This is a genomic window from Streptomyces sp. cg40, assembly GCF_050320165.1.
Taxonomy (GTDB): domain Bacteria; phylum Actinomycetota; class Actinomycetes; order Streptomycetales; family Streptomycetaceae; genus Streptomyces; species Streptomyces hokutonensis.
On record NZ_CP190128.1, the window covers coordinates 8,563,375 to 8,584,771 of the forward strand.

A 21,397-nucleotide genomic window follows, 5' to 3' on the forward strand; every position below is an offset into this window, starting at 1 on the left:
CGCGACCCGAAACGGACATCACGGAATTCGGCGAACTCCCTCTCCTATCGGGCGTGTTGATCGCGTGAGGGGTGCTCGCTGCGTCATCATCGCGGCGAGATGCTGGACACGACACAGAGCGACGCCGCGCCGCCGAAGGACGAGCCGCGCGGGTGCCTTTTCGCCCTTTCCCAGCCACCGCTGATGATCTTCCTTGCGGTGATCGGGTGTCTGCTGCTCATGGCCTCGCTGCACGACCTGCTGATGCTGTGAGCCGTACTCGTGGTCCCCGACGTCACCCGCCGGGGGCCACGACCTCATCGAGAGACACCGGCCCTCAGCCCGCGGCTTCCCGGCGGCCCGGCGCCGTACCGCCTCCAGCTCAGCCCGCCGCTTCCTTGCGCCGGGCCCGGTACGCGGCGACATGCAGGCGGTTTCCGCAGGTCCGGCTGTCGCAGTATCTGCGCGAGCGGTTCCGGGAGAGGTCGACGAAGGCGCGCCTGCAGTCGGGGGCCTCGCAGCGGCGCAGCCGCTCCTGCTCGCCGGCCACCACGAAGTACGCGAGCGCCATCCCGCAGTCGGCGGCGAGATGGTCGGCGACCGAGGCGCCGGGCGCGAAATAGTGCACGTGCCAGTCGTAGCCGTCGTGGTCCGTGAGGCGGGGCGTGGTGCCCGCGGCGGCGACCAGGTCGTTGATCAGTCCGGCGGCGGTCCGGGGGTCCGGCGCGGAGAAGACCGCGGTGAACCGGCCGCGGATCTTGCGCACGGCGGAGAGGTCGAACTCGGAGAGCGCGCCGACATCGCTGATCTCATGGTTTCGTACGAAATCCGTCAGCAGCGCGACGTCCGACAGTCCGTCCGGCGCCGCGGCGTCCTCCGGTGCGGTGTTCACCAGATCCACCACGGTGTCGAGGGCACACCGGGTGTCGTGGGTGATCAGCACGTTTAGCTCCCTGGCCTGGGGGTCGGGCGGGCGCCCGCCGATGCTGGCCGATGGTAGTGGCTTCCCGGAGGGTGGCCCCTGCCTCTATGAACGCCTTCCTGCCCCGCACGGTTCCCCGGACTACGGAGAGTCGCCGACAGCGGGCGCCGTACTGCACGCACCGGCGCCGCCCCCGCGACGAATCGCGGCGACGGCGCCGGTGTGTGCCCTATGCGGTTGTCCACGCCCGAGCCGTCTCCCCGAGTTCGGACGGCGCGGGTGGTTCGGGTCGGGGCCTTGCGCTAGCTCTCCGCCAGGATGTGCGACAGCTCCTGATCCAGGTCGAAGTGCCGGTGCTCCGTGCCGGGTGGCACGGCGGCGTCCGTCCGCTTCAGGAAGGACTCCAGGGCCCGTGCGGGAGCCTCCAGCAGGGCTTCGCCCTCGGGAGAGCTCAGTGCGATGCAGACGACGCCCTGGCCGTGACTACGGGATGGCCAGACACGGACGTCGCCGGTACCGGTGGGCCGGTGGAGGCCCTCCGCGAGAAGGTCGCGGGCGAACACCCACTCGACGGTCTCCTCGGCTCCGGTGTGGAAGGTGGCGTGCACGGCGTAGGGGTCGGCCGTGTCGTACCTCAGGCCTGCGGGGACAGGCAGGGATGACTCGCTCGACACAACGAGGCGCAGGTGCAGCTCGCAGCTGACCGTGGTGTTCATAAGCGCCAGGGCCTTTCGCTCAGTGTGCGCTCGGGGATTCGCACGTCGGCGAAATCGACATGCCACCTACGGTGCCGTTGTAAACCCCTCTGAGTGTTTTGCGTGCCTTTACGTAACTCTTCCGGCCGAGAGCTCGATCGCCCGGTGCGGCCATTCCGGTGACTGGTTTCCCTCGGGTAGGGTTTGTCCGTATGAATACGGGGAGTGACGGGCCGGGTGAGGTTGTCGTGGCGTCGGAAGGCGCGGCGGACGAGACGCCGGACGGGACAGGGGCGGACGGGGCGCGGGACGAGCGGGGGCTCGGTTCCAAGGCGCCGGAATTCGTCAAGGCGCGCCGTGCGCTGCACGTGAGCTGGCAGGTCGGCGTGTTCGTCGTCGGCCTCGCGGTCGTGGCCGCCGGCATCGTCATGCTCCCGCTGCCGGGACCCGGCTGGGTGGTGATCTTCGGCGGTATGGCGATCTGGGCGACTGAGTTCGTCTGGGCCCAGCTGGTGCTCCGCTGGACGAAACGCAAGGTCACCGAGGCGGCACAGCGCGCGCTCGACCCCGCCGTGCGCCGCCGCAACATCGTCCTGACCTCGATCGGCCTGGTGATCGTGATCGCCCTGGTGAGCTTCTACGTCTGGAAGTTCGGTGTCGTGATGCCCTGGAACATCAAGGACCAGTGACCCGATGACGGCGCCCGGGTGCCTTCCTGTGCTGGTCGGAGGCACCCGCTGACATGGGGTAATGTTCTCCGTGCGTCCGGGCGATTAGCTCAGTGGGAGAGCGCTTCGTTCACACCGAAGAGGTCACTGGTTCGAACCCAGTATCGCCCACCCGGACCGACGGCCCGCCTGTGATCACACAGGCGGGCCGTCGTCGTTCACCCGTCGACGACGAGAAGTCAACTCCCCGCCGCCCAGGCCTTTTTCGGCCGGTCGCCGACGAGCGCGGCGGGCCGCTTCCTGTTCGGCCGGCCGACCGCGGGCGTCTCACCTGCGGTGCCCGCCCCGCCGCCGCCGTGCCGACCCCGGCGGCGCCGTCGTAGCGCTCAGCCGGTCCACAAGAAAATCCTGTCCGAATCATTGACGCACCCCGAGGGCCTCCGTAACTTGTGCCAGCAAGCGCTTACTTGAAACGATTCATGCAGGTGGCAACGACGCTACGGGGAGGGCCCGTCATGGGAACCGGCACGAATGTGGAGAGGCGTACGGTCTTGAAGGCCGCCGGAGTCTCGGCGGTCACGCTGGGGCTGGCCGCGACGGCCTGCGGCGGAAACGGCGGCACGTCCGCGGACGGGACGGTGACGATCCGTTACTCGTGGTGGGGTGCCGAGGAGCGGGCGAAAAAGATCAATCAGTCCATCGCGCTCTTCGAGAAGAAGTATCCGAAGATCAAGGTGAAGACGGACTTTCAGACGTATCAGTCGTTCTGGGAGAAGTTCCAGACGCAGGCCGCGGGCGGAAATCCGCCGGACGTATTCCAGAACGCCGTCGGATTTCTTCGGAAGTACGACAAGAGAGGCATTCTTCTCGACCTCAACTCACAGGTGAAAGCAGGCAATCTGAGCCTGGATCACTTCCGCGCCGGCGTCACCAAGGTCGGCGAGGTCGACGGAAAGCAGCTCGGTGTTCCGGTCGGCTCCAACACCATGGCGCTGGTCATCGACAAAAAGGTGTTCGAGAAGGCGGGCGTCGACCCGGCCGCGGGCTGGACCTGGGACGACTACTTCAAGGCCCTCAAGACGATCCACGACAAGACGAAAGTCCCGGGCGACACGGGCTACTTCGCCATCATGTACCTGTACGACCTCTACCTCCGCCAGAACGGCAAGGCGTTCTTCACCAAGGACGGACTCGGTTTCGACAAGTCCGATCTGACGGAGTGGTGGACGGACGGCTACGGCCGGGTGAAGGCCGGAATCGTCACGGACCCGAAGATCGTCGCCCAGGACCAGCCCAAGTCCTCGCTCTCCGCCGGACACGGCGCCTCGGAGTTCACCTGGGACAACTTCACCGTCCGCTACTCGGCGGAGGGCAGCAGCACCTACGGTCTCGCCCCGATCCCCACCATGGACGGCAAGCACACCGGCCAGTACCTCGCCTCGCTGATGCTCAGCGCCTCCGCCCACACCTCGCACCCCAAGGAAGTCGCGCAGTTCATCGACTTCATGGTCCACGACCCGGCGGTCGGCACGATCATGGGCTACGACCGCGGCATCCTGGCCAGCACCGAGCAGTACGCGGCGTTCAAGCCCACCGACACGGTGAGCAAGGAGATCGCGCAGTACGAGGACACCACCGCCAAGTCCGGCGTCCTCGGCACGATCACCCCGCACCCCTCCGGCGCCGACACCGTCGAGGCCGCCTTCCTGCGCATCGGCGGTGACCTCGGGCAGGGCAAGACCAAGGTCACCGACGCGGTGAAGCAGCTCTTCACCGAGTCCGAGGCCGCCTTCCAAGCCTGATGGGAACCGCCGTGACGCTCGTCAAGGACTCCGTGCCCACCACCCGGAAGGCACGCTCCGCCGCCCCTGTCGGCAAGGGGCGGCGGAGCCGCCGGGAGAACCTCGCCGGCTATCTCTTCATGTCCCCCTGGATCGCGGGCTTCCTGCTGCTGACCGCGGGCCCCATGGCCGCCTCGCTCTACTTCGCGTTCACCGACTACAACCTCTTCAACAGCCCGAAGTGGGTCGGCCTCGACAACTTCACCGCGATGTTCGACGACCCGCGCTGGCGGAAGTCGGTCGAGGTGACGGCGAAGTACGTCGTCATCGGCACCCCGCTGAAGCTGCTGCTCGCCCTCGGCGTCGCCCTGCTGCTGGCCCAGAGCCGCCGCGGCCAGGCCTTCTACCGGGCCGCGTTCTACGCTCCGTCGCTGATCGGCGCGAGCGTCTCGATCGGCTTCGTCTGGCGGTCGCTCTTCTCCGACGGCGCCGTGGTGGACCGTACACAGTCCTTCCTCGGCTTCCATGTCGGCGGCTGGGTCGGCAACGCCGACTGGGTCCTGTACTGCCTGGTCGCGTTGACCGTCTGGCAGTTCGGGGCGCCCATGGTCATCTTCCTGGCCGGGCTCAAACAGGTGCCCCGGGAGCTGTACGAGGCCGCCGAGATGGACGGCGCCGGACCCTTCCGCCGCTTCTGGAGCATCACGCTGCCGATGATCTCACCGGTGCTGTTCTTCAACGTGCTGCTGGAGACCATCCACTCGTTCCAGATCTTCGGCTCGGCGTACGTCGTCTCCAACACCTACTGCGGTCCCGCCGACGCCACCCTCGTCTACACCTGTTACCTCTACCAGAAGGGCTTCAAGGACGCCCAGATGGGCTTCGCCGCCGCGATGGCCTGGATGCTGCTGCTCGCCGTGGCACTGGTGACTGCCGTCCTCTTCTGGTCGCAGAAGAAGTGGGTGCACTACGAGGAGGACGCCCGATGAGCGCCACCACCACGAAGCCCCCGGCCCTCGGCCGCAAGCACACCGGTTCCCTGGTCTGGCACCTCGGCGCGCTGCTGATCCTCGCGGTGATCCTCTACCCGGTCGTCTGGGTCGTCGGGGCTTCGTTCAAGCCCAGCAAGGACATCATCAACAGCCTCCAGCTTTTCCCGGGCCACCCCATCCTGTCCAACTTCAAGGGCCTCGCCGACGGCATAGCCGACATCAGGATCTGGACCTTCTTCCAGAACTCCCTTTTCTACGCGCTCGGTTCGGTCGTCGGCATCCTCGTCTCCTGCTCCCTGACGGCATACGCCTTCGCCCGCATCCGCTTCGCCGGCCGCAATCTGCTCTTCTCCCTCATGATCGGCACGCTCCTGCTGCCGTACCACGTGCTGCTGATCCCGCAGTACGTGATGTTCCAGAAGCTCCAACTGGTCAACACCTACGTCCCGTTGCTCATCGGCAAATACCTGGCGACCGAAGCCTTCTTCGTCTTCCTCATGGTGCAGTTCATGCGGAACCTGCCGAAGGAACTGGACGAGGCCGCCCGCCTCGACGGCTGCGGACACCTCCGCATCTACTGGTCGATCGTGCTGCCGTTGTGCAGGCCCGCGCTCATCACCAGCGCGATCTTCACCTTCATCAACGCCTGGAACGACTTCATGGGCCCATTGATCTACCTCAATGAACCAAGTAAGTACACCGTCTCCCTGGGCCTGATGATGTTCCGCGACTCGGACGGTGTGGCTGCCAACTACGGCGGCATGATCGCCATGTCGCTCGTCGCGCTGCTGCCGGTGCTGCTGTTCTTCCTCGCCTTCCAGCGGTACCTGATCGACGGTATGGCGACCTCCGGACTGAAGGGCTGAGGCGGTGGCCGGAGCACGTGTGAGGGCACGGAAGGAATCGGTCTTCGCCGAGCGGTTCGGGGTGTTCGCCGAATGTCTGCTTACCGGGGTGTGGATCGCCGTCGCGTCGGCGGGAGTTGTCACGTATCCCGCCGCGTTCGCCGCCGGGGCACGGCACTTGAGGCGCCGTACCGGTCATGTGGGTGGCGGCTGGCGGGAGTTCGTCGCCGACTTCCGGGCGGCGGTGCGCGGCGGGTGGGTCGTCGGTCTCGCCGGGTGGGGTGCGGGGGCCGCCGTGTGGGTGGACGTCCAGGCCGTGCGGGCCGGGCTGCCCGGCGGGCCGCTCGTCGGGGCCGTCGGGGTGTTCGCGCTGCTCGGGCTCGTCGTCGCCGGGATGCGCGCGGCGGCGGTCTGGGCACCGGGGGACAGCTGGCGGTCGCTGCTTGCCGACGCCGGTCGTCGTACGGTCCTCGACCCGGCCGGTTCCTTCCTGCTCGTCGGCGGACTGGTCCTCGTCGGCTGCTCCGCCCTGATCGTCGCACCGCTGGCGGTCCCCGTCCTGGGAGCCGTCGCCGCGGCGGCCGTCGCGGCGGAGGAGCGCTACCGCCACCGCTGACGGGCGGTTCTACGGCAGCGAGTCGCTGCCGTAACTCCATCTGTCATGCCCCTGACCAAACGGACGTGAGAAACGCTACCCGCACGGAAAGGACAGGCCATGTCTCCCATTCCCCGCAGGTCCCTCCTCAAGGCCGCCGCTGCCGCCGGAGCCGCCGCGCAGTTCAGCTGGGCGCTAGGGGCGAAGGACGCCCAGGCCGCGCCCAGAGCCGCGGTGGCCGACGACGATCCGGTGACCCTCGACTGGCTGGAGGACGGCGGTCTCGGCGCCGCGCCCGGCTCGACCGTCGGCGTGCCGTGGCCGATGGGCGCCTACCAGGAGGACCAGACCTTCGCGCTGACGGACGCCGGGGGCACGGCCGTCCCCGTGCAGTCCTGGCCGCTCGCCTACTGGCCCGACGGCTCCCTCAAGTGGACCGCGCACGCGGTGAGTTCGGGCTCCGGCAAGCTCACGCTCACCGCCGGGGACACGGCCGCCCCCGACAAGAAGGTGACCGTCGACAAGAGCGGCGGCACCATCGACGTGTCGACCGGGGTCATCACCGCGAAGCTCGGCAAGAACGGCTCCACCCTCATCAAGTCGGTCACCCGGGGCGGCACGGAGATCGCCAAGAACGGCCGGCTCGTCCTCGTCCGCCAACCGGAGATCGAGGACGAGGACCAGGGCGCGGTGAAGACCGAGCGCTTCGACGGAGTGATCGGCGAGGTCACCGTCGAACAGGACGGCCCGGTAAGGGCGGTGGTCCGCATCGACGGCAAACACCGCAAGGGCGGCCGGAGTTGGCTGCCGTTCTCGATCCGCCTCTACTTCTACGCGGGCGCCGACTCCTTCCGCATGGTGCACACGATCACCTTCGACGGCACGGTGGAGCCCGGCAAGGCCAGCGGTGACTTCATCCGAGGCCTCGGCGTCCGCTTCACCGTGCCGATGCGGGACGCGGCCTACGACCGCCACATCCGCATCGGCGGCGAGGGAACAGGCCTGCTGCGGGAGGCGGTTCAGGGCATCACCGGGCTGCGCCGCGACCCGGGTGCGAGCGTCCAGGCCGCCCAGTACGCGGGCCAGAAACTCGCCGACCCCTCCACCTGGGACCAGCGGGTCACGACCCGCCTCCAGTACATCCCCAAGTGGGGCGACTACACCCTCTCCCAGCTCTCCGCCGACGGCTTCACCCTGCGCAAGCGCACCACGAAGGGCTACGGCTGGATCCCGGCCGGCGGTGGCGGACACGCCTCCGGATTCGGGTACGTCGGCGGGGCGAGCGGCGGATTCTCCTTCGGGCTGCGGGACTTCTGGGAGAAGTTCCCCGCGCAGCTCGACATCCGCGACGCCCACACCGACGAGGCCGAGGTCACCCTCTGGCTCTGGTCGCCCGAGGCGCAGCCGATGGACCTGCGCTTCTACCACGACGGCATGGGCCAGGACACCTACGCCGAACAACTCCAGGGCCTCGAAATCACCTACGAGGACTACGAGCCCGAGTTCGGCACCCCGTACGGCATCGCCCGCACCTCCGAACTCCTCTTCTGGGCCAACGAGTCGACACCGACCCCGGAAACCCTCGCCCAACAGGTCGAAGCAGTACGGGTGTTGCCCCAACTCGCCGCCCCGCCCGCACAGTTGATCGAGTCCAAGGTCTTCGGCCCCGGCCTCTACTCCGAGCCCGACCGCTCCACCGCCGCCAAGGCGAAGATCGAGGACCACCTCGACTTCCTCTTCACCTACTACAAGGACCAGGTGGCGCAACGCCGTTGGTACGGCTTCTGGGACTACGGCGACTTCATGCACTCCTACGACACCGTGCGCCACCAATGGCGGTACGACGTCGGCGGCTACGCCTGGGACAACTCCGAGCTGTCGCCGGACATCTGGCTCTGGTTCGCGTACATCCGCTCGGGCCGCTCCGACATCTTCCGCTTCGCCGAGGCGCTCACCCGGCACACCGGCGAGGTCGACGTCTACCACCTCGGGCAGTGGGCCGGCCTGGGCACCCGGCACGGCGTCCAGCACTACGCGGACAGCGCCAAGCAGCAGCGCATCGCCAACACCACCTACCGGCGCTACTACTACTTCCTCACCGCGGACGAACGCGTCGGCGACCTCATGGCCGCCAACGTCGACTCCGACGAGACGTTCCTCGTCCTCGACCCCATCCGCAAGATCCGCACCGCGCCGTACACGCCCGACCGGCACGCCCTGTCGATCGGATTCGGCACGGACTGGAGCGGGTTGGTGTCGGCGTGGCTGACCGAGTGGGAACGCAGGGGCCCCAAGTGGGAGAAGGCGAAAGCCCGGGTCCTGTCGACGATGGAGACAATCGCCGCGCAGCCCAACGGATTTGTGCAGGGCAGCGGGCTGTACGACCTCGACACCGGCAAGTTCGCCGTCGCCTCCGCGCCCGTGGTCTCCGTCTCGCACCTCTCGGCGGTCTTCGGCCTCAACGAGCTCTGCGCGGAGCTGATCCACCTTGTCGACATGCCCAAGTTCAAGGAGGTGTACATGGATTACTGCCGCTACTTCAACGCCTCCAAGACGGAACAGGCGGCACGCTACGGCTCCAACTTCGGGACCCTGCTGCTCTTCCAGGGCCACTCGCGCCTCGACGCCTACGCCGCCGTACAACTCGACGACGCGACGCTCGCCAAGCGGGCCTGGACGAAGTTCTACAGCTCGGACGGCTACATGGAGACCTCGCCGTGGAAGACGGAGGCGCTGAACGGTCCGGTCACCCTCGTCCCAGGCAGCGAGGCCGCATGGGTGTCCTCGAACGACACCGCGCTGTACGGCCTCGCCGCCATCGAGAACCTGGCGCTGCTCGGCGACAAGATGCCCTAGCCGAGGGCTAGTTCATCCTTCCCAGGACCTCCCGCACCCGCCGGGCGTCCCGGATCCGCTGCTCGTAGGTCGCGCCGAGTGCGAGCAGCAGGAGTCCGGCGAGGGCGGGAGGTGCCCAGCGGGGGAGGGCGCCGACGACCTGGGCGAGGTACGGGGCGAGTTCGTGCAGCGCGACCAGCGCGAGGGTGGTGCCACCGAGGACGAGGGGCGCCTGTAGGCGGTGCCGGGCGCCGAGCAGGGTGACCGTCAGCGCGGCCAGGCCCAGCAGCAGCGGGCGCGTCCAGTGCGGGTCCGTCCAGGCCGCGAGGAGGCTCGGCGCGAGCGTGACGGTGAGCCCGGGGCCGTAGGCCGTCCAGGAGGTGGCGCTCGGGTCGCGGCGCCTGCGCAGCGCGCCGACGAACAGCGCGGGGACGGTGACCGGCAGCGTGTACGCCTCGGGGTCGGTGACGTTCCATGCGCCCAGCCGCACCCAACTGGCGAGGACGAAGAGAGCGGCGGCCGCGTAGCCGAGGCTCCTGCGCTCGGGTCGTATCGCCGTACCCGCCACGATCACTCCGCAGAGGGCCAACACCAGCGCCAGCATGGGCAGTTCGGCCGTCGCGAGATCGATCGCGATCAGGGCTGACGCAGCCCCGGTGATCTCGACCGCCTTCGTGGTGGCCGGGTCGGCGACGCGTGCCGCGAGCAGTGCGGCGGTCGCCGGTACGAGGAGCACCAGCAGCGCGATGTGCTGTGGCTGCCAGTCGAGGGAGGCGCCCACCGCGCAGGCCAGGGCCGTCGCGTAACCGAGGGAGGCGGCGGCTGACGCCGGTGCGAGGCGTCCGCGCCAGGCGGCTGCCGCGAACATGGCGGTCAGTGACGCGAGGACGGAGAGAGTGGCCGGCTCGGCGGCCAGGGCGAGACAGGCGAGGCTGAGAGAGGTGACCAGGGCGAGTGTCGTGGCCGCGCGGTGCCTGAGTGCGAGCAGGACCATGACCATGCCCCCGTGCACCAACAGGCCGATGTTGTACGGCAGTTGCAGCGCGGTCGGGAGCGTGAGTGCCGCCGCCCAGGTCAGGGTGAGGGCGGCGGTCAGGGCCTGGGGGCGCCACGCGGCGGCCCGGACCGTGAGGGCCAGCACTGCGGCAACCGCGAGCAGGATCAAGGGAGTTGCGGTCGCGTGCGCCGGCCAGAAGGTGTCCGTCGCCGCCGCTTCGCGGGCGTCGCCGGGCGCTCCGGACCACGCACGGGACAGCCACGCGGCCGGGCCGAGCAGCGTGACGCCGACGGCGGGCAGCGTCCACAGGACCGCGCTCGCCTGCGCGATGCCGGAGGCCCGGCCGAGGCCGTGGCGCACGGGCTCGGGGAGTCGGCCCCGTACCAGTGCCAACAGGGCGATTCCGCACGCCAGATACCCGGGAACCGTCCAGTCGGCGGGCGTCGCCGCGCGCAGCATTCCGCCGAGCGCGGCGACCACGAACAGGCCGCCCGCCGCGGCCGTACTCGTCCTGAGGCCACGGCCCGAGGCGAGCCACGCGGCGCCGAACGCGCCCGCTGCCGCGAGAGCGAAGAGCGCCGCCGCACGGGCGGCGGCGCCCGGACCGGCCGCATCCAGCGAGATGAGGCCGGTCGCCAGCACGCCCCAGCCGCCCATGCCGAACGCGCCGCCGGCGGCGACGAGACGAACGGCCTTCGGAGTGGCCCGGAGCGCGACAACCATGTCGGTCATGGCGGTCACCAGCACCGCCGCCGTGATTGTACGAAGGCCCCCGCCGGCCGCGATCGCCCAGAGGATCAAGGGGAGTTGGGCGACCGCGAGCGCGGCGGGGAGGGGGAGGAGAAGGGTCGGTGAGGTGGGTGCGGTGTTCGTGGTGGTCGGGTCGGTGCGGGTGACGGCCGGGCGGGGGAGTGCCGCCGTTCCGATGCCGTACGCCGTCCACACCACCGCGAGCACCGCCGACGCGGCGGCCGCGAACGAGACGCTGTCCCCGTCCGGGAACGCGACCTCGTGCAGCGCGTAGGTGTCCAGCACCGTCAGGACGAGACCGATGCCCGCGATCGACTCGGCGGTGGAACGCAGGCCCCGCCGCAGCAGCGCGACGGGCGCGCCGAGTGCCGCCAGGGTCACCGCGCCGAGCACCAGCGCCCGGCCCGTGATCCCCATGCTTCCCCAGCTGACCAGCGTGAACGCCGTCGCGGCGAGGGCGAGCAGGATGCCGCCGAGCATGAGCAGCAGGTTCTGCACACCGGGTGCGGTGGCCTCCCGGCGGGGCGGCACGGCCGGCCGCGGTAGCGGCACGGGCGCGGACCAGGCCGGCTGAAGCGCGGTCAGCAGCCAGGCCCGGCGGTGCAGCAACTGCGCACGGCGGGCGTCCAGTTGGCGCAGCTCGGCATCGAGGAGCTGCAACTCCACGGCCGGTGGCGGAATGTGCGTCATGACTCGGAGTGTGGCGCCCGTCACGTCGTACGGCATGAGTACGGGTACTCAAACGCTCCCGGTTGGCGGGAGACGGGCCTTCGAGCGGGCAGACTCCCGCCATGGACTGGACCCACTACCGCTTCCGTGCCCGGTGGGAGCTGCCCGCCCCGCCCGCCGTCGTCTACCCGGTCCTGGAGCGGGCCGAGGAGTATCCGCGCTGGTGGCCGCAGGTGCGTGAGGTCGACCAGCTCGACGACACCACCGGTGTCATCCGCATCCGGGCGAGCCTGCCGTACACGCTGACCTTCACCGCGCGCGAGGTGCGGCGCGATCCGGCCGCCGGGGTGCTGGAGATCGCGATGACCGGCGACCTGGAGGGCTGGGCGCGCTGGACGCTCACGGCCGACGGCTCCGGCACGCTCGCCCGCTACGACCAGGAGGTCGACCTGAACCGGCCGCTGCTCAGGTGGTTCGCCGTACCCGGGCGGCCGGTGTTCCGGCTCAACCACGCGCTGATGATGCGGGCCGGACGGCGCGGACTGCTCGCCCGCCTGGAAGCGGTTTGAAGGAAACCGGCGGGGGCCTGTATTGTTCAGTCCGTTCCCGGGCGATTAGCTCAGTGGGAGAGCGCTTCGTTCACACCGAAGAGGTCACTGGTTCGAACCCAGTATCGCCCACCATAAGAAGTTCATTGGAACAAGGTACCTTCCAGGGGCCGCCCACCAGGGCGGCCCCTGTTAGTTGCAGGCCAGCGCCCGTCCCCGGCTGGGGAGGGGCGCTTTGCCGTTTGGGGGCCGGTAGGACGGCCCGGAGGCTGGGCGGGGCCTCTGGCGGCCCTATGGGGGCCTGGTGCTGAGTCTGCGCCGTGTGCAGGATGCCGAACGACTCCCTGAGTTGGTGGTGCACTCGTACATCGCCGTTCGAGTCCTCCTCTATGTACAGCGCCTCGAGGAGGGCTTGGTTCAGTCGGCGGCGCTGCTGCTCGTCGCAACGCCGGTACAGCGCCTGCGGATCTTGCAGCAGTTGCAAGCACGCCTCGATGGTCGCCGCTCCCGTGCTGAGGGAGTCATCGACGTCGTGGAGCCGATCCGTAAGGCGGTCTCGCTGTTTGGTGATCTCCCGCAGTCTGGCCTTGATCTTGTCTTGGGGCAGATCGCCGTCAGCGGCCAGATCTATGAGGTTGTTCTCCTTGGTGTCGAGCGTACGAAGCTGCTTCGTGAGCTGGACTTGGAGGAGCCTGGTCGTGGTCTGCTGTTCATCGACCATGGCGGTCAGTTCAGTGCGCATGGTCGTGATGAACTCTGGCGTGAAGCGCACAGTGGCGTAGTGGTCCTCGACGGCGTCCTCGGCCTGCTCGATCGGGACGTACGGCATCTCGCAGATGTGGTCGAAGCGGCCGTTGCAGAAGAAGTATCGGTGCTCGTTGCCGGTGCGGTTGGTGGCGTGCTGAACGATCATGCGGCGCTGTTCCTCACGGAGGCGACGGCAGGAGCCGCAGAACAGCGAGCCCTTCAGTCCATGGTGATGTCTGCGCCGCTTCTCACGAGCGGTGTTCCGTGTGTAGAAGACCTCTTGGACACGGTCGAAGAGGTCTTGAGGAACCAGGTGCTTGTGGCGACCCTAGAGCCTTTTCCAACCTCAGGCTGATGCGTGGTGAAGGACGAGGACGGCCTTCACCACGTCGGTGATCCGGTTGGTGCTGCAGCGAAGCTTCCGCAGGAGGCGTCATCCCTTGAGGGTGGCCATGGCCCGCTCGCCGAGGCAGCGGATCTTGCCGTGGATGGTGTTATGGAGACGCTTCCATCGCTGGAGACGGCGGCCTCGAAACGGAACCCGGACGGATCCGCCGGCGCCTTGATATGCCTTGTCCGCCCAGCATTTGAGCCCCGCACCGGCGAGGGCTTCGATGATCCCGTGCTGCCGCGCGGCGGTCAGGTCGTGAGTCGATCCGGGCAGTGCCGGCGAGGCCCAGAGCAGTCGTCCGAACGGATCAGAGAGGACCTGGACGTTCATGCCGTGGCCTTTGTGTTTCCCGGAGTAGTACGGGGTGTCGGCGGCGATGCGGTCGATGGGCAGCAAGGTGCCGTGGGGGATGACGAACGCCTTCGCCCGGATCGTCGTCATCGCCGGGTCCGGGGGCAGGGCGAGGGCGGCCAGGGTCTCTACGGCTTCACGCATGTAGCGATGCACGGTCGCGATCCCGATGCCGAATCCGGCGGCGAGCTGGGCGTAAGTGTCACCGCACCGCAGGTGGGCCGGGGCGAGCAGGGCCTGACGTCCGGCAGGAAGGCGCCGCCACCGCGTTCCGATCTCCTGCCGCCGGGCTGTCAGTTGCCCGGTCAGGAACCGCTAGGTGCGGCTGGATAGATCAATCGAGGACGGGTAGACAAGCACACGAAGCTCCTGGCGGACACGGGTGATCTTGGTCGAGAACCCGTCTACCAGGAGCTTCGTCGTTGCGCAGGACAGTCCAACTCGCGGTCAGCCGCCAGCTTGAAAAGGGCTCACTGAGCCGTGTACGCACTCCCGTTGAGGCAACCTAACGAGGGGGGGCTGGAGCGTCGGTGAGGTACCAAGTGCTGACTGCTGTCCGAGTTCGTGTGGGGGCGACCTTGCTGGCGGGCTACACGGCCGTCCTCGACAGATCGAAGCGGGCGTGATGACGATACACCGCGATGCAGATCGTCCTCACTGAGCTACGCTTTCCTCGTGATTGGTGGATTGAGATGACTCAGGGGCTCCCTGACGTGCCGAGTTGCCGACATGGTCTGATCAAGGAATTTAAAGCCCATGTGGTTGCACTCGCCTCGAGGCCAGATTTCGTCCATCACTCGTGGTATGTCGAATACCACCTACAAATCGTGGAGCGGATCTCCGGCGAGCTAGCGGCTTCCTATCCCCAAGCCGATCGCGACGTTATCGATGTGCTGGTCTGGCTTCACGACTACGGCAAGCTGATCGACCGGGAGCGTGAGCACGAGCGCACGCTCACTGAAGGTCCGCGCGTCCTCATCAACATTGGGTTCGATCAGCAGTTCACCGATCAGGTGATCGCCTGTGCTCGCGAACTGGATATGAATCGGACAATGGACCTTCGTGCGGCGCGGATCGAAGTGCAGATTGTCTCCTCTGCGGATGGCTGCGCGCATCTCATCGGACCGTTCTTCCCGATCTGGCTGTGGGAAAATTCCACCCGCCCCTTGCGTGATCTGATGGGCGACAACCTTCGCAAGTTGGAGAAGGACTGGAATCGAAAAATTGTTCTTCCCGAAGCCCGGGCGGCTTTTGAGGGTCGCTACCGGCTCCTTCGCGAACAGAACGGAGATATTCCAGCGCGTTTTGTGTGAACTGATGACCATCGTCGCGTCGGCCACTGAGCTCAAGTGCGCAGTCCGCCAAGGTAGCTAATGAAACGCGCGATGAAGATTTCGTACTGACTGCGCCAGGCTGCCAGATCCGTCCCGTCCACGGTGCGGTCTGTGAGTTGGTGGAGGTGTGCGATCAGGTCGGCATCGACGTGTCGAGAGTTGAACACGATACTCTTGTCGCAGATTTCAGAGCGGCGATTCAAGTCCATTTTCATCGTTTCATACTGCAACGAGCCGGGGGGAAATTTATAGCTTTCGGGGAACTTGCGGCCGCTCGACTCGGGACCGTGGTACCAGGACACGTATGCGGAGTCGTCGAACAGCTCGACCCGGTAAATGGCTGTGTCTTCCATGTAGGAAATCTCGATCGGACAGAAATGCCGACAATCGAACAGAGCCACCACTGACATCAGTAGTTCGTCGCGCAATTCTTCCACAAGTCGAGGCACTGGGTTGATTCCCAGATTCCGTCGGCTACCTCGGTCTGAAGCGCGCCGTGAGACGGACTTTTCCAGGCTCGGGTCAAGCATGCAGACACGTACGAGATGCGGATGCCGCGGGGACGTTCTCAGGCGCCCGGGGAGGTAGCGTGGGCTCGGCCCCTTGAAACCGTAGAAGCTCGTACTGCTGAGGCTGTCGGTGAGATCGCGGTTGAACAATTCGTCGAATCCTTCCGACGGCAGGTACGAGCCGGAAGGAAGGAAAATCTTCTCTCTCTCAGACATCCGTTCGGTCAAACGGGTCGAGAGATCATCGAACTTGTCCGCGACGCTCTCCATAAAAGCGCGCTCCTGAATGCGTGAGCTGATGGACGCGAAGAGCAGGGCGAAGACCGCGGAGGCGACAAGGTTCAGGCCGAGAGAGGACATGATCGTCCCGCTGGTCAATGAGTGATCTTGCAGCGTCAGGATCAGGCCGGCGGCGACGATCACCACGTACCCGAGGGCGAGCGCGTAGGTGACCAGCGTTCTACGGGAGTGGTGTGGGTCCGCCACTGGATATCCCTCTCTCGGCGCGCACCTGGACGCTCAGTGTAGTCAACTGTCCCCGCAACCGGCATGGTTGTTGGCCGGATCCGCCTTCGGCCTGCCTGCCCATGCCTGAAGTCCTATAGCTAATCCTGGCCGGTTGCCCTGACGGCCTCTGTTCCGTTGGGGCGTGAGGCGGATAGAGTCCAGCCCATGTCGCTTGCCAGGCGTGGCGGGTGCGTCACCAGTCCCTCACGCCCCAGGATGGGGGGTGACCTATGCCTTCACGTCATGAACGCCTCAGTGCTCACTTTCGGCACATGGGCTACCTTCGCGTACCCGAGGCCATTCCGTCGGAACTGGTGACGAGACTGCTTGCGGTTGTCCGAGAAGAGTTCGCCGCCGAACGGGGGCCCTGTCGGCGAGGCGCAGAGGGAGAGATTGTCCGTATCGACGGCGTGAGTCGGCGTGACCCGGTCTTCATCGAAGCCCTGACGACGCCAGACCTACTCGATGTTTTGCGGGTTCTACTCGGCCCTCGCATTGTTCTGCTCCAAAACCGTCATGACCACGCTACCTTGAATCGGCGAGGTGATATTCTAGTTCGGCTGCACCGGGACGTTCTCCAGTGGTCGAGGCCGGTTATCACTGTTCTGCTCTTTCTTGAGAGATCCGGCCCGGCCAACGGCTGCACGCATGTGGTTCCTGGTTCCCATATGGCGCCCTATCTAGGTATGTCACCTGAAGGCGGTGGAGGGAATTGGGTCGATGACCACGAGGAATACGCACACTTCCCGGATCAGGCCCTCCCTGCCCCCTTACCGGCCGGTGGCGCTCTGATCATGGACGGTCTGCTATTTCACTCCGTCGGTCACAACACGACGGAGGACTCACGTACCAGCGTCACTTTCGCGCTTCGGAGCTGCGACGAACTCTCCGTGCACGAGGGTCGACATCAGGTGATTGTCGGATCGCCGCTCTACAGAGGAAACGATCTCCATCACGCCAACAGCGACCACCGTACTGTTTTGAGAGAGGGGAAGGAAAGGCATGACGATGTTTGAGGGTGCGAGCCCAACAGTTGGTTTCCCGAGTATCGCAGGACTTGCGTGGTCGGAAGACCCCGACCGTGCGCATGTCGAGGCCCGCAAGCTGCTCGAAGAAGAAGGGGAAGGCCTGGCTCGCAGGATATCTTTATGGCTGTCGGCGCTGGATCAACGGGACGTCGACAGCCTGCTCTCCCGTTCGATGTACCGAAGTTCGCATCACAAGTGGTGCCTTGGTGGAGACCATCACGACTACGTCGTCTGGCTACATCAGTACAAGGAGCCGGCCGAGTTCGCCGAGGCGGAGGGCTTCGCGGCATCCACACACAACCACAGGTACGGATTCTCCTCCCGTGTGGTGAGTGGAGGACTCCATACGACTTGGTTCCATGTCGTCGGTCAAGACAACGCGGAACATCGGGAGTTCGACGGTGGCGGCAACGCGCACGTAGAACTGCGCCCCGCGAAACAGACGTGGTTGAGGGAGGGGGACGTGGTGACCCTCGATCACCATGACATCCACCAGATCGACAAGGTCGCGGCTCGCACCTGCACTCTACTGATCCAGGGGCCTGTCCGGCGTGACTTCAGCACCGTCTTCAACCCTTCCGGCGGGCCCGTGAAGATCATTGACGCTCATGAGACGCTGCTGTCCCGGCTCACCCACCGACTGTCCGACTGAAGCGAGCGTGTCGATCTCACCTTGGGCAGGCATAGACTTCGTGACCATGACTCATGGCGAAGCGACATGGACTCAGCTGTCGCGAAGTACCGTCTTCCAGCGATTTGGCCGAAACGTGGACGAGGTTCATTATCGGCTACCAAACGGCCATCAAGATGCTTTTTACATCAAGAACGAACGTCCCGCCGTCAGCGTCCTAGCGCTCACGGAATCCCAGCAGGTCATTCTGGTACGGCAATACCGACCCGGACCCGACCGGATCCTGGCCGAACTTCCGGGCGGCTATCTGGGACGCGACGAAAACCCTGAGTACGCCGCCGAACGAGAACTGTTAGAGGAGACGGGTTACCGGCCCCGCACTCTGCAGTATGTCACGGACTGCTGGGACGATGCCTACTCCACAATGTTCCGAAAGTGCTTCGTAGCAATCGGATGCGTGAAAGTATCCGATCCCGATCCTGAGATCACCGAGACTCTCGAAGTCGTCCTCACCGATGTGAAGGACTTCCGCCAGCAACTCAGGAGCGGTCTCTCGACTGACGTAGAAGTGGGCTACATGTGTTTGGACTATCTCGAACTGCTCTAGTACGCAGCTCGAAGACGTTCTCTCCGGAAGGGGGCCATCGTGCCGGAGGCATTACCGCGCCTACGGACCGGGTACATCAGCACTCTAGTCCCGATCGATTCCGTGGAAGTCCTCGTCCTCGCGGGCGGTCTGGGAACTCGGCTGAGAGGGCAGGCGCAAAAATCCGTTCCCGCAGTGCCCAAGCTACTGATGGAGGTGGGTCCCGAAACGGAACCCACACCGATGATCGGAACTATTCTCGGCGAAATCTACGGAAACGGCTTCCGGACGATTAGCGTGTTGACAAGTTCGGCTGCGGGCGCCGGTGGGAGCGACATCGAAACCTATGTACTCGCCCACCACGGGCACAACGCCCGGCTGCAACTGCTCCGCGAGGCATTACCACTGGGCACGGCTGGTGCGGTGTATGCGGCGCTGGCCCACGTCGCTGCCGAGCTCATAGTGATCGTCCCGGGCGACACCCTCTTTCCCTTCGGGGCGCTGCAGGCAGCACTGACCGCTCATCGTCGCGCCAGCCATAACCTCACCTGGGTCGTCACGACACGGCCGGGGTCTGCGGCCCAGAACGCCGGGCGCCTCCTGCTCAATACCGATGGAACCTTGTGCCGCGTACTGGAGGGACTAAACGCGGAGGATGCCGGCAGCGAGCGTTCCAGCATCAGGGTGGACGTGACCGAAAGCACCAGTACGGGTGTCGTCATAGCGAACCGGATCCACTACGCCTCGGTCTTCGAGAAGCACACGGCTGGACAGTCTGACCCGGCGCCGGTCGATATTTACCGACAGTTGGTTCCGTGGTTGCTGAGACAGGGGGACGTCATCGGGACCTATGATATCCGCTGCTCCGCACCGGACTTGGGAACTCCGGAGCGGCTGGCGGTCTTCGGTCGCACGCCGAGCAAGTATCTCAGCGGCGGATCTGGGCGTATTGACCTTTGATGTCGTGGTCGAGTTCGAGGCATCTCTGTCTCCGGAAGGCGCGAATGGGGACACGCGGCGCATGAAGCTCAAGCCGCGCCTCCAGAAGCGATGAGACTCGGAGGCCACCGAACCGGACGCATCAGGCTGCTTTCACGGTATCGCCGTGCAGTGAGCCCTTTTCAGTAGAACCACAGAGGTTTATAGCCACACCCGACCTGCCACCCTGAATCCCTCAGGGGGCTTCTTGGTGCTTCTTTTATACCCTCACCCTACGTTACGTGTTGGCAGGACACGTAACGTAGTTCCTTTACATGTATTTATACAGCCGGCGCTATATTTTGTGAAGCGTCGCGAGGGTTCGCGTGTTCGATTAATAAATCAGTTGCCTTGCATGTTCAAAGTGGGGATACTGTGAATCAAACATGAGGAGCCAGCTATGTCTGTAAATGATGATGTCATCAAAGTCGGTGTGGTGAGCGATGCTGACTATATGGGTCGGCTGTTTCGCGACATTCAGGCAGCGAACGATGTGAACGTATCGGCGACCGTGCCCTTGTGTATGGCACCGTACTTCTCGCTGATGCTGCATGAGGCGAAGGGGAAGACTAGGACGATCGACTCGTCCGTGTTTGCCGAGTTCTCCGTAGAAGCTGAGCAAATCTGCGCTCGCGCTCGGCATGGCCTTAAGCTCTTCGAGGACACCCAGCGGCCGATCGATGAGCAGTTGCAATATTTTGAAGATGACATCTTGAACAAGCACTCTGCGGAGTTCCTTGGGAACACCTGGCTTAAGTTCGCCCGTCGCTGGGAGAGGGACTTGGGACTCTTCACCTACGATGACGTGCTCGTTACGACGTCACACGCGGCTGCATTTCAGCTTGGAGTCGACGCAGACAAGCTCTTCCAGGGCGACGGCGGTGCCTATAGGTTCGAAATCATGCGACAGGTGGGCCGATGCTTCGCGGCGCTTGGCGCTCGTATGGATACTCAGGGAGGCGAGACGTTTGTATGTTCGCTCTCCGGAGCCCGAATGAAGTCCAAGGATGTGCTGGCCTCCCCGTACTACGCGAAGGCTTTCAATGGAGCGGCCACAAAGGCAGTCATCAACCTAGCCTTGACTGACCTCCAGGTCAGGATGAACTTCATCAACAAGGTCATCACGGCTGGCGCTGATATCCGCAACCTTGAGTACACAGTGTTCAAGATTCGGTACATCACTCTGTATCAGGTGTTGTCGAGCCTCAAGCTTCTCAAGGGGGATGCTCGGTACCCGCTGCCGCTTGCGTCGAGCGTAGCGCTGGACAACATCTTGGACACTGACTCCGTCCGCATCATCATGGACGGTGCGGCACGAGGGTTCCGAAACACCTTGATGCACTACAACCTGCTGAGGAGTGTTGACACCACCAAAGTAGACCTCAGTCGGCCGATCTTCGGTCTCGTACCTCAGTATTTCCCGGCGTATGACTTCGGCGGGCTGAGCGAGGTGGTCGACACCTGCATTCGCGAGACGGCCAGTGCCTTGAACGACTGGGCTGGTGGTGTCTAACTACCAAGGACATTCCCTGATTCGTGGTTCCATGAACATACAAAACCCGCCCCAGCATCGGGGACGGGTTTTGTTGTGCACACTACTGATCTTTTGGTCGTGTTCCGCGCCTACCGCTCTGGCTGTTTGTCCGTGTAGGAACAGCTTCGCCTGATGCCTCTGGTGCTGTCGCAGTCTGACCAGGTATCCCCGCGATGGCGGCCCGTCGTTGCTGGAGCCGCTTCTCCTCGTGGTCAAGCTCAGCCATGGCTTTCTGCCGGACTGTTTCATCTTCCAGTGTTTTTGCCACCCAGTCGTTGAGGGCCTCCACCAACATCGTTGACGCTCTGTTCTGTTATGCCGCGCAGCCCCTCGATCTGCTCCCGCAGAACCGGATCAATGTGCACAGCGAACACCACTGGCTTGCGTTCTTCCTCGACCACGAGATCCTGTGCTTGTATGTCTGGTGCTTGTTCTTCCATCCAAACCTCCTGCCGGTTATTGGTTGGCAGGGGCATTTATAGCGGGCGAAGCTTATAAACTGGTTGGCGGACATGAGTTGGCCCC

The 21,397-nt window shown here is 65.3% G+C and carries 20 protein-coding genes, 2 tRNA genes and 1 pseudogene; 16 read left to right on the top strand and 7 right to left on the bottom strand.

Features of this window, described 5'->3' with window-relative positions:
• Window positions 1-99 precede the first annotated feature (99 nt).
• On the top strand, window positions 100-252 hold the full coding sequence (locus ACQHII_RS38690; RefSeq protein WP_019059824.1) for a hypothetical protein: 153 nt from the start codon (window positions 100-102) through the stop codon (window positions 250-252).
• Window positions 253-361: 109 nt separating this feature from the next.
• Here the strand turns inward: ACQHII_RS38690 and ACQHII_RS38695 are convergent, their stop codons facing one another.
• On the bottom strand, window positions 362-922 hold the full coding sequence (locus ACQHII_RS38695; protein ID WP_427923617.1) for a CGNR zinc finger domain-containing protein: 561 nt from the start codon (window positions 920-922) through the stop codon (window positions 362-364).
• Window positions 923-1,203: 281 nt separating this feature from the next.
• Entirely contained in the window at window positions 1,204-1,617 is a 414-nt protein-coding gene (locus tag ACQHII_RS38700) for an SsgA family sporulation/cell division regulator (protein ID WP_004002642.1), read from the bottom strand.
• A gap of 191 nt (window positions 1,618-1,808) precedes the next feature.
• Between ACQHII_RS38700 and ACQHII_RS38705 the strand changes: the two genes are divergently transcribed.
• From ACQHII_RS38705 to ACQHII_RS38735, 7 genes are all read left to right on the top strand, one after another.
• The gene (locus ACQHII_RS38705; RefSeq protein WP_427923618.1) at window positions 1,809-2,285 is read left to right on the top strand and encodes a TIGR02611 family protein; all 477 of its coding nucleotides are present in this window, start codon (window positions 1,809-1,811) and stop codon (window positions 2,283-2,285) included.
• A gap of 78 nt (window positions 2,286-2,363) precedes the next feature.
• Window positions 2,364-2,435 (top strand) — tRNA-Val (locus ACQHII_RS38710).
• A 344-nt stretch (window positions 2,436-2,779) separates the two neighbouring features.
• The gene (locus tag ACQHII_RS38715) at window positions 2,780-4,066 is read left to right on the top strand and encodes an ABC transporter substrate-binding protein (RefSeq protein WP_427923619.1); all 1,287 of its coding nucleotides are present in this window, start codon (window positions 2,780-2,782) and stop codon (window positions 4,064-4,066) included.
• The gene (locus ACQHII_RS38720) at window positions 4,066-5,034 is read left to right on the top strand and encodes a carbohydrate ABC transporter permease (protein WP_427923620.1); all 969 of its coding nucleotides are present in this window, start codon (window positions 4,066-4,068) and stop codon (window positions 5,032-5,034) included. Before ACQHII_RS38715 ends, ACQHII_RS38720 begins: the two co-directional genes overlap by 1 nt.
• Entirely contained in the window at window positions 5,031-5,903 is an 873-nt protein-coding gene (locus tag ACQHII_RS38725) for a carbohydrate ABC transporter permease (protein ID WP_427923621.1), read from the top strand. Before ACQHII_RS38720 ends, ACQHII_RS38725 begins: the two co-directional genes overlap by 4 nt.
• Before the next feature lie 4 nt (window positions 5,904-5,907).
• The gene (locus ACQHII_RS38730; protein WP_427923622.1) at window positions 5,908-6,498 is read left to right on the top strand and encodes a hypothetical protein; all 591 of its coding nucleotides are present in this window, start codon (window positions 5,908-5,910) and stop codon (window positions 6,496-6,498) included.
• Window positions 6,499-6,597: 99 nt separating this feature from the next.
• Window positions 6,598-9,333, top strand: coding sequence for a Tat pathway signal sequence domain protein (locus tag ACQHII_RS38735; RefSeq protein ID WP_427923623.1), 2,736 nt, complete (start codon window positions 6,598-6,600; stop codon window positions 9,331-9,333).
• Window positions 9,334-9,340: 7 nt separating this feature from the next.
• On the opposite strand, the gene ACQHII_RS38740 is transcribed toward ACQHII_RS38735, so the two are convergent.
• The gene (locus ACQHII_RS38740) at window positions 9,341-11,785 is read right to left on the bottom strand and encodes an SCO7613 C-terminal domain-containing membrane protein (protein ID WP_427923624.1); all 2,445 of its coding nucleotides are present in this window, start codon (window positions 11,783-11,785) and stop codon (window positions 9,341-9,343) included.
• Window positions 11,786-11,850: 65 nt separating this feature from the next.
• Between ACQHII_RS38740 and ACQHII_RS38745 the strand changes: the two genes are divergently transcribed.
• Both ACQHII_RS38745 and ACQHII_RS38750 read left to right on the top strand, forming a co-directional pair.
• Window positions 11,851-12,297 (top strand): SRPBCC family protein, encoded by a 447-nt coding sequence (locus ACQHII_RS38745; protein WP_427923625.1) that lies wholly within the window; start codon window positions 11,851-11,853, stop codon window positions 12,295-12,297.
• 39 nt (window positions 12,298-12,336) lie between these two features.
• A tRNA-Val gene (locus ACQHII_RS38750) sits at window positions 12,337-12,411 on the top strand.
• Here the strand turns inward: ACQHII_RS38750 and ACQHII_RS38755 are convergent.
• Together ACQHII_RS38755 and ACQHII_RS38760 are read right to left on the bottom strand one after the other, a co-directional pair.
• The gene (locus ACQHII_RS38755) at window positions 12,368-13,189 is read right to left on the bottom strand and encodes a hypothetical protein (protein ID WP_427925507.1); all 822 of its coding nucleotides are present in this window, start codon (window positions 13,187-13,189) and stop codon (window positions 12,368-12,370) included. The genes ACQHII_RS38750 and ACQHII_RS38755 overlap by 44 nt on opposite strands.
• A gap of 180 nt (window positions 13,190-13,369) precedes the next feature.
• Window positions 13,370-14,074 (bottom strand): annotated as a pseudogene (locus ACQHII_RS38760) (transposase family protein).
• 332 nt (window positions 14,075-14,406) lie between these two features.
• On the opposite strand from ACQHII_RS38760, the gene ACQHII_RS38765 reads away from it, so the two are divergent.
• Window positions 14,407-15,078 carry a hypothetical protein gene (locus ACQHII_RS38765; RefSeq protein ID WP_427923626.1) on the top strand — a complete coding sequence of 224 codons (672 nt, stop codon included), beginning with the start codon at window positions 14,407-14,409 and terminating at the stop codon, window positions 15,076-15,078.
• A 32-nt stretch (window positions 15,079-15,110) separates the two neighbouring features.
• On the opposite strand, the gene ACQHII_RS38770 is transcribed toward ACQHII_RS38765, so the two are convergent.
• On the bottom strand, window positions 15,111-16,094 hold the full coding sequence (locus ACQHII_RS38770; protein ID WP_427923627.1) for a hypothetical protein: 984 nt from the start codon (window positions 16,092-16,094) through the stop codon (window positions 15,111-15,113).
• 293 nt (window positions 16,095-16,387) lie between these two features.
• Between ACQHII_RS38770 and ACQHII_RS38775 the strand changes: the two genes are divergently transcribed.
• From ACQHII_RS38775 to ACQHII_RS38795, 5 genes are all read left to right on the top strand, one after another.
• Entirely contained in the window at window positions 16,388-17,131 is a 744-nt protein-coding gene (locus tag ACQHII_RS38775) for a phytanoyl-CoA dioxygenase family protein (RefSeq protein WP_427923628.1), read from the top strand.
• Complete coding sequence (locus ACQHII_RS38780) at window positions 17,118-17,795, top strand: hypothetical protein (protein ID WP_427923629.1); 678 nt, start codon at window positions 17,118-17,120, stop codon at window positions 17,793-17,795. The genes ACQHII_RS38775 and ACQHII_RS38780 overlap by 14 nt, the downstream gene beginning before the upstream one ends.
• Before the next feature lie 46 nt (window positions 17,796-17,841).
• Window positions 17,842-18,381 carry an NUDIX hydrolase gene (locus ACQHII_RS38785; RefSeq protein ID WP_427923630.1) on the top strand — a complete coding sequence of 180 codons (540 nt, stop codon included), beginning with the start codon at window positions 17,842-17,844 and terminating at the stop codon, window positions 18,379-18,381.
• 102 nt (window positions 18,382-18,483) lie between these two features.
• A complete protein-coding gene (locus tag ACQHII_RS38790; protein WP_427923631.1) occupies window positions 18,484-19,320 on the top strand; it encodes a nucleotidyltransferase family protein in 837 nt (278 codons plus the stop codon).
• A gap of 418 nt (window positions 19,321-19,738) precedes the next feature.
• Window positions 19,739-20,851: a hypothetical protein gene (locus tag ACQHII_RS38795; RefSeq protein ID WP_427923632.1), complete on the top strand. Its 1,113-nt coding sequence runs from the start codon at window positions 19,739-19,741 to the stop codon at window positions 20,849-20,851.
• A 266-nt stretch (window positions 20,852-21,117) separates the two neighbouring features.
• Here ACQHII_RS38795 and ACQHII_RS38800 read toward each other — a convergent pair whose 3' ends face one another.
• A complete protein-coding gene (locus ACQHII_RS38800; protein ID WP_427923633.1) occupies window positions 21,118-21,312 on the bottom strand; it encodes a hypothetical protein in 195 nt (64 codons plus the stop codon).
• Window positions 21,313-21,397: the final 85 nt, after the last annotated feature.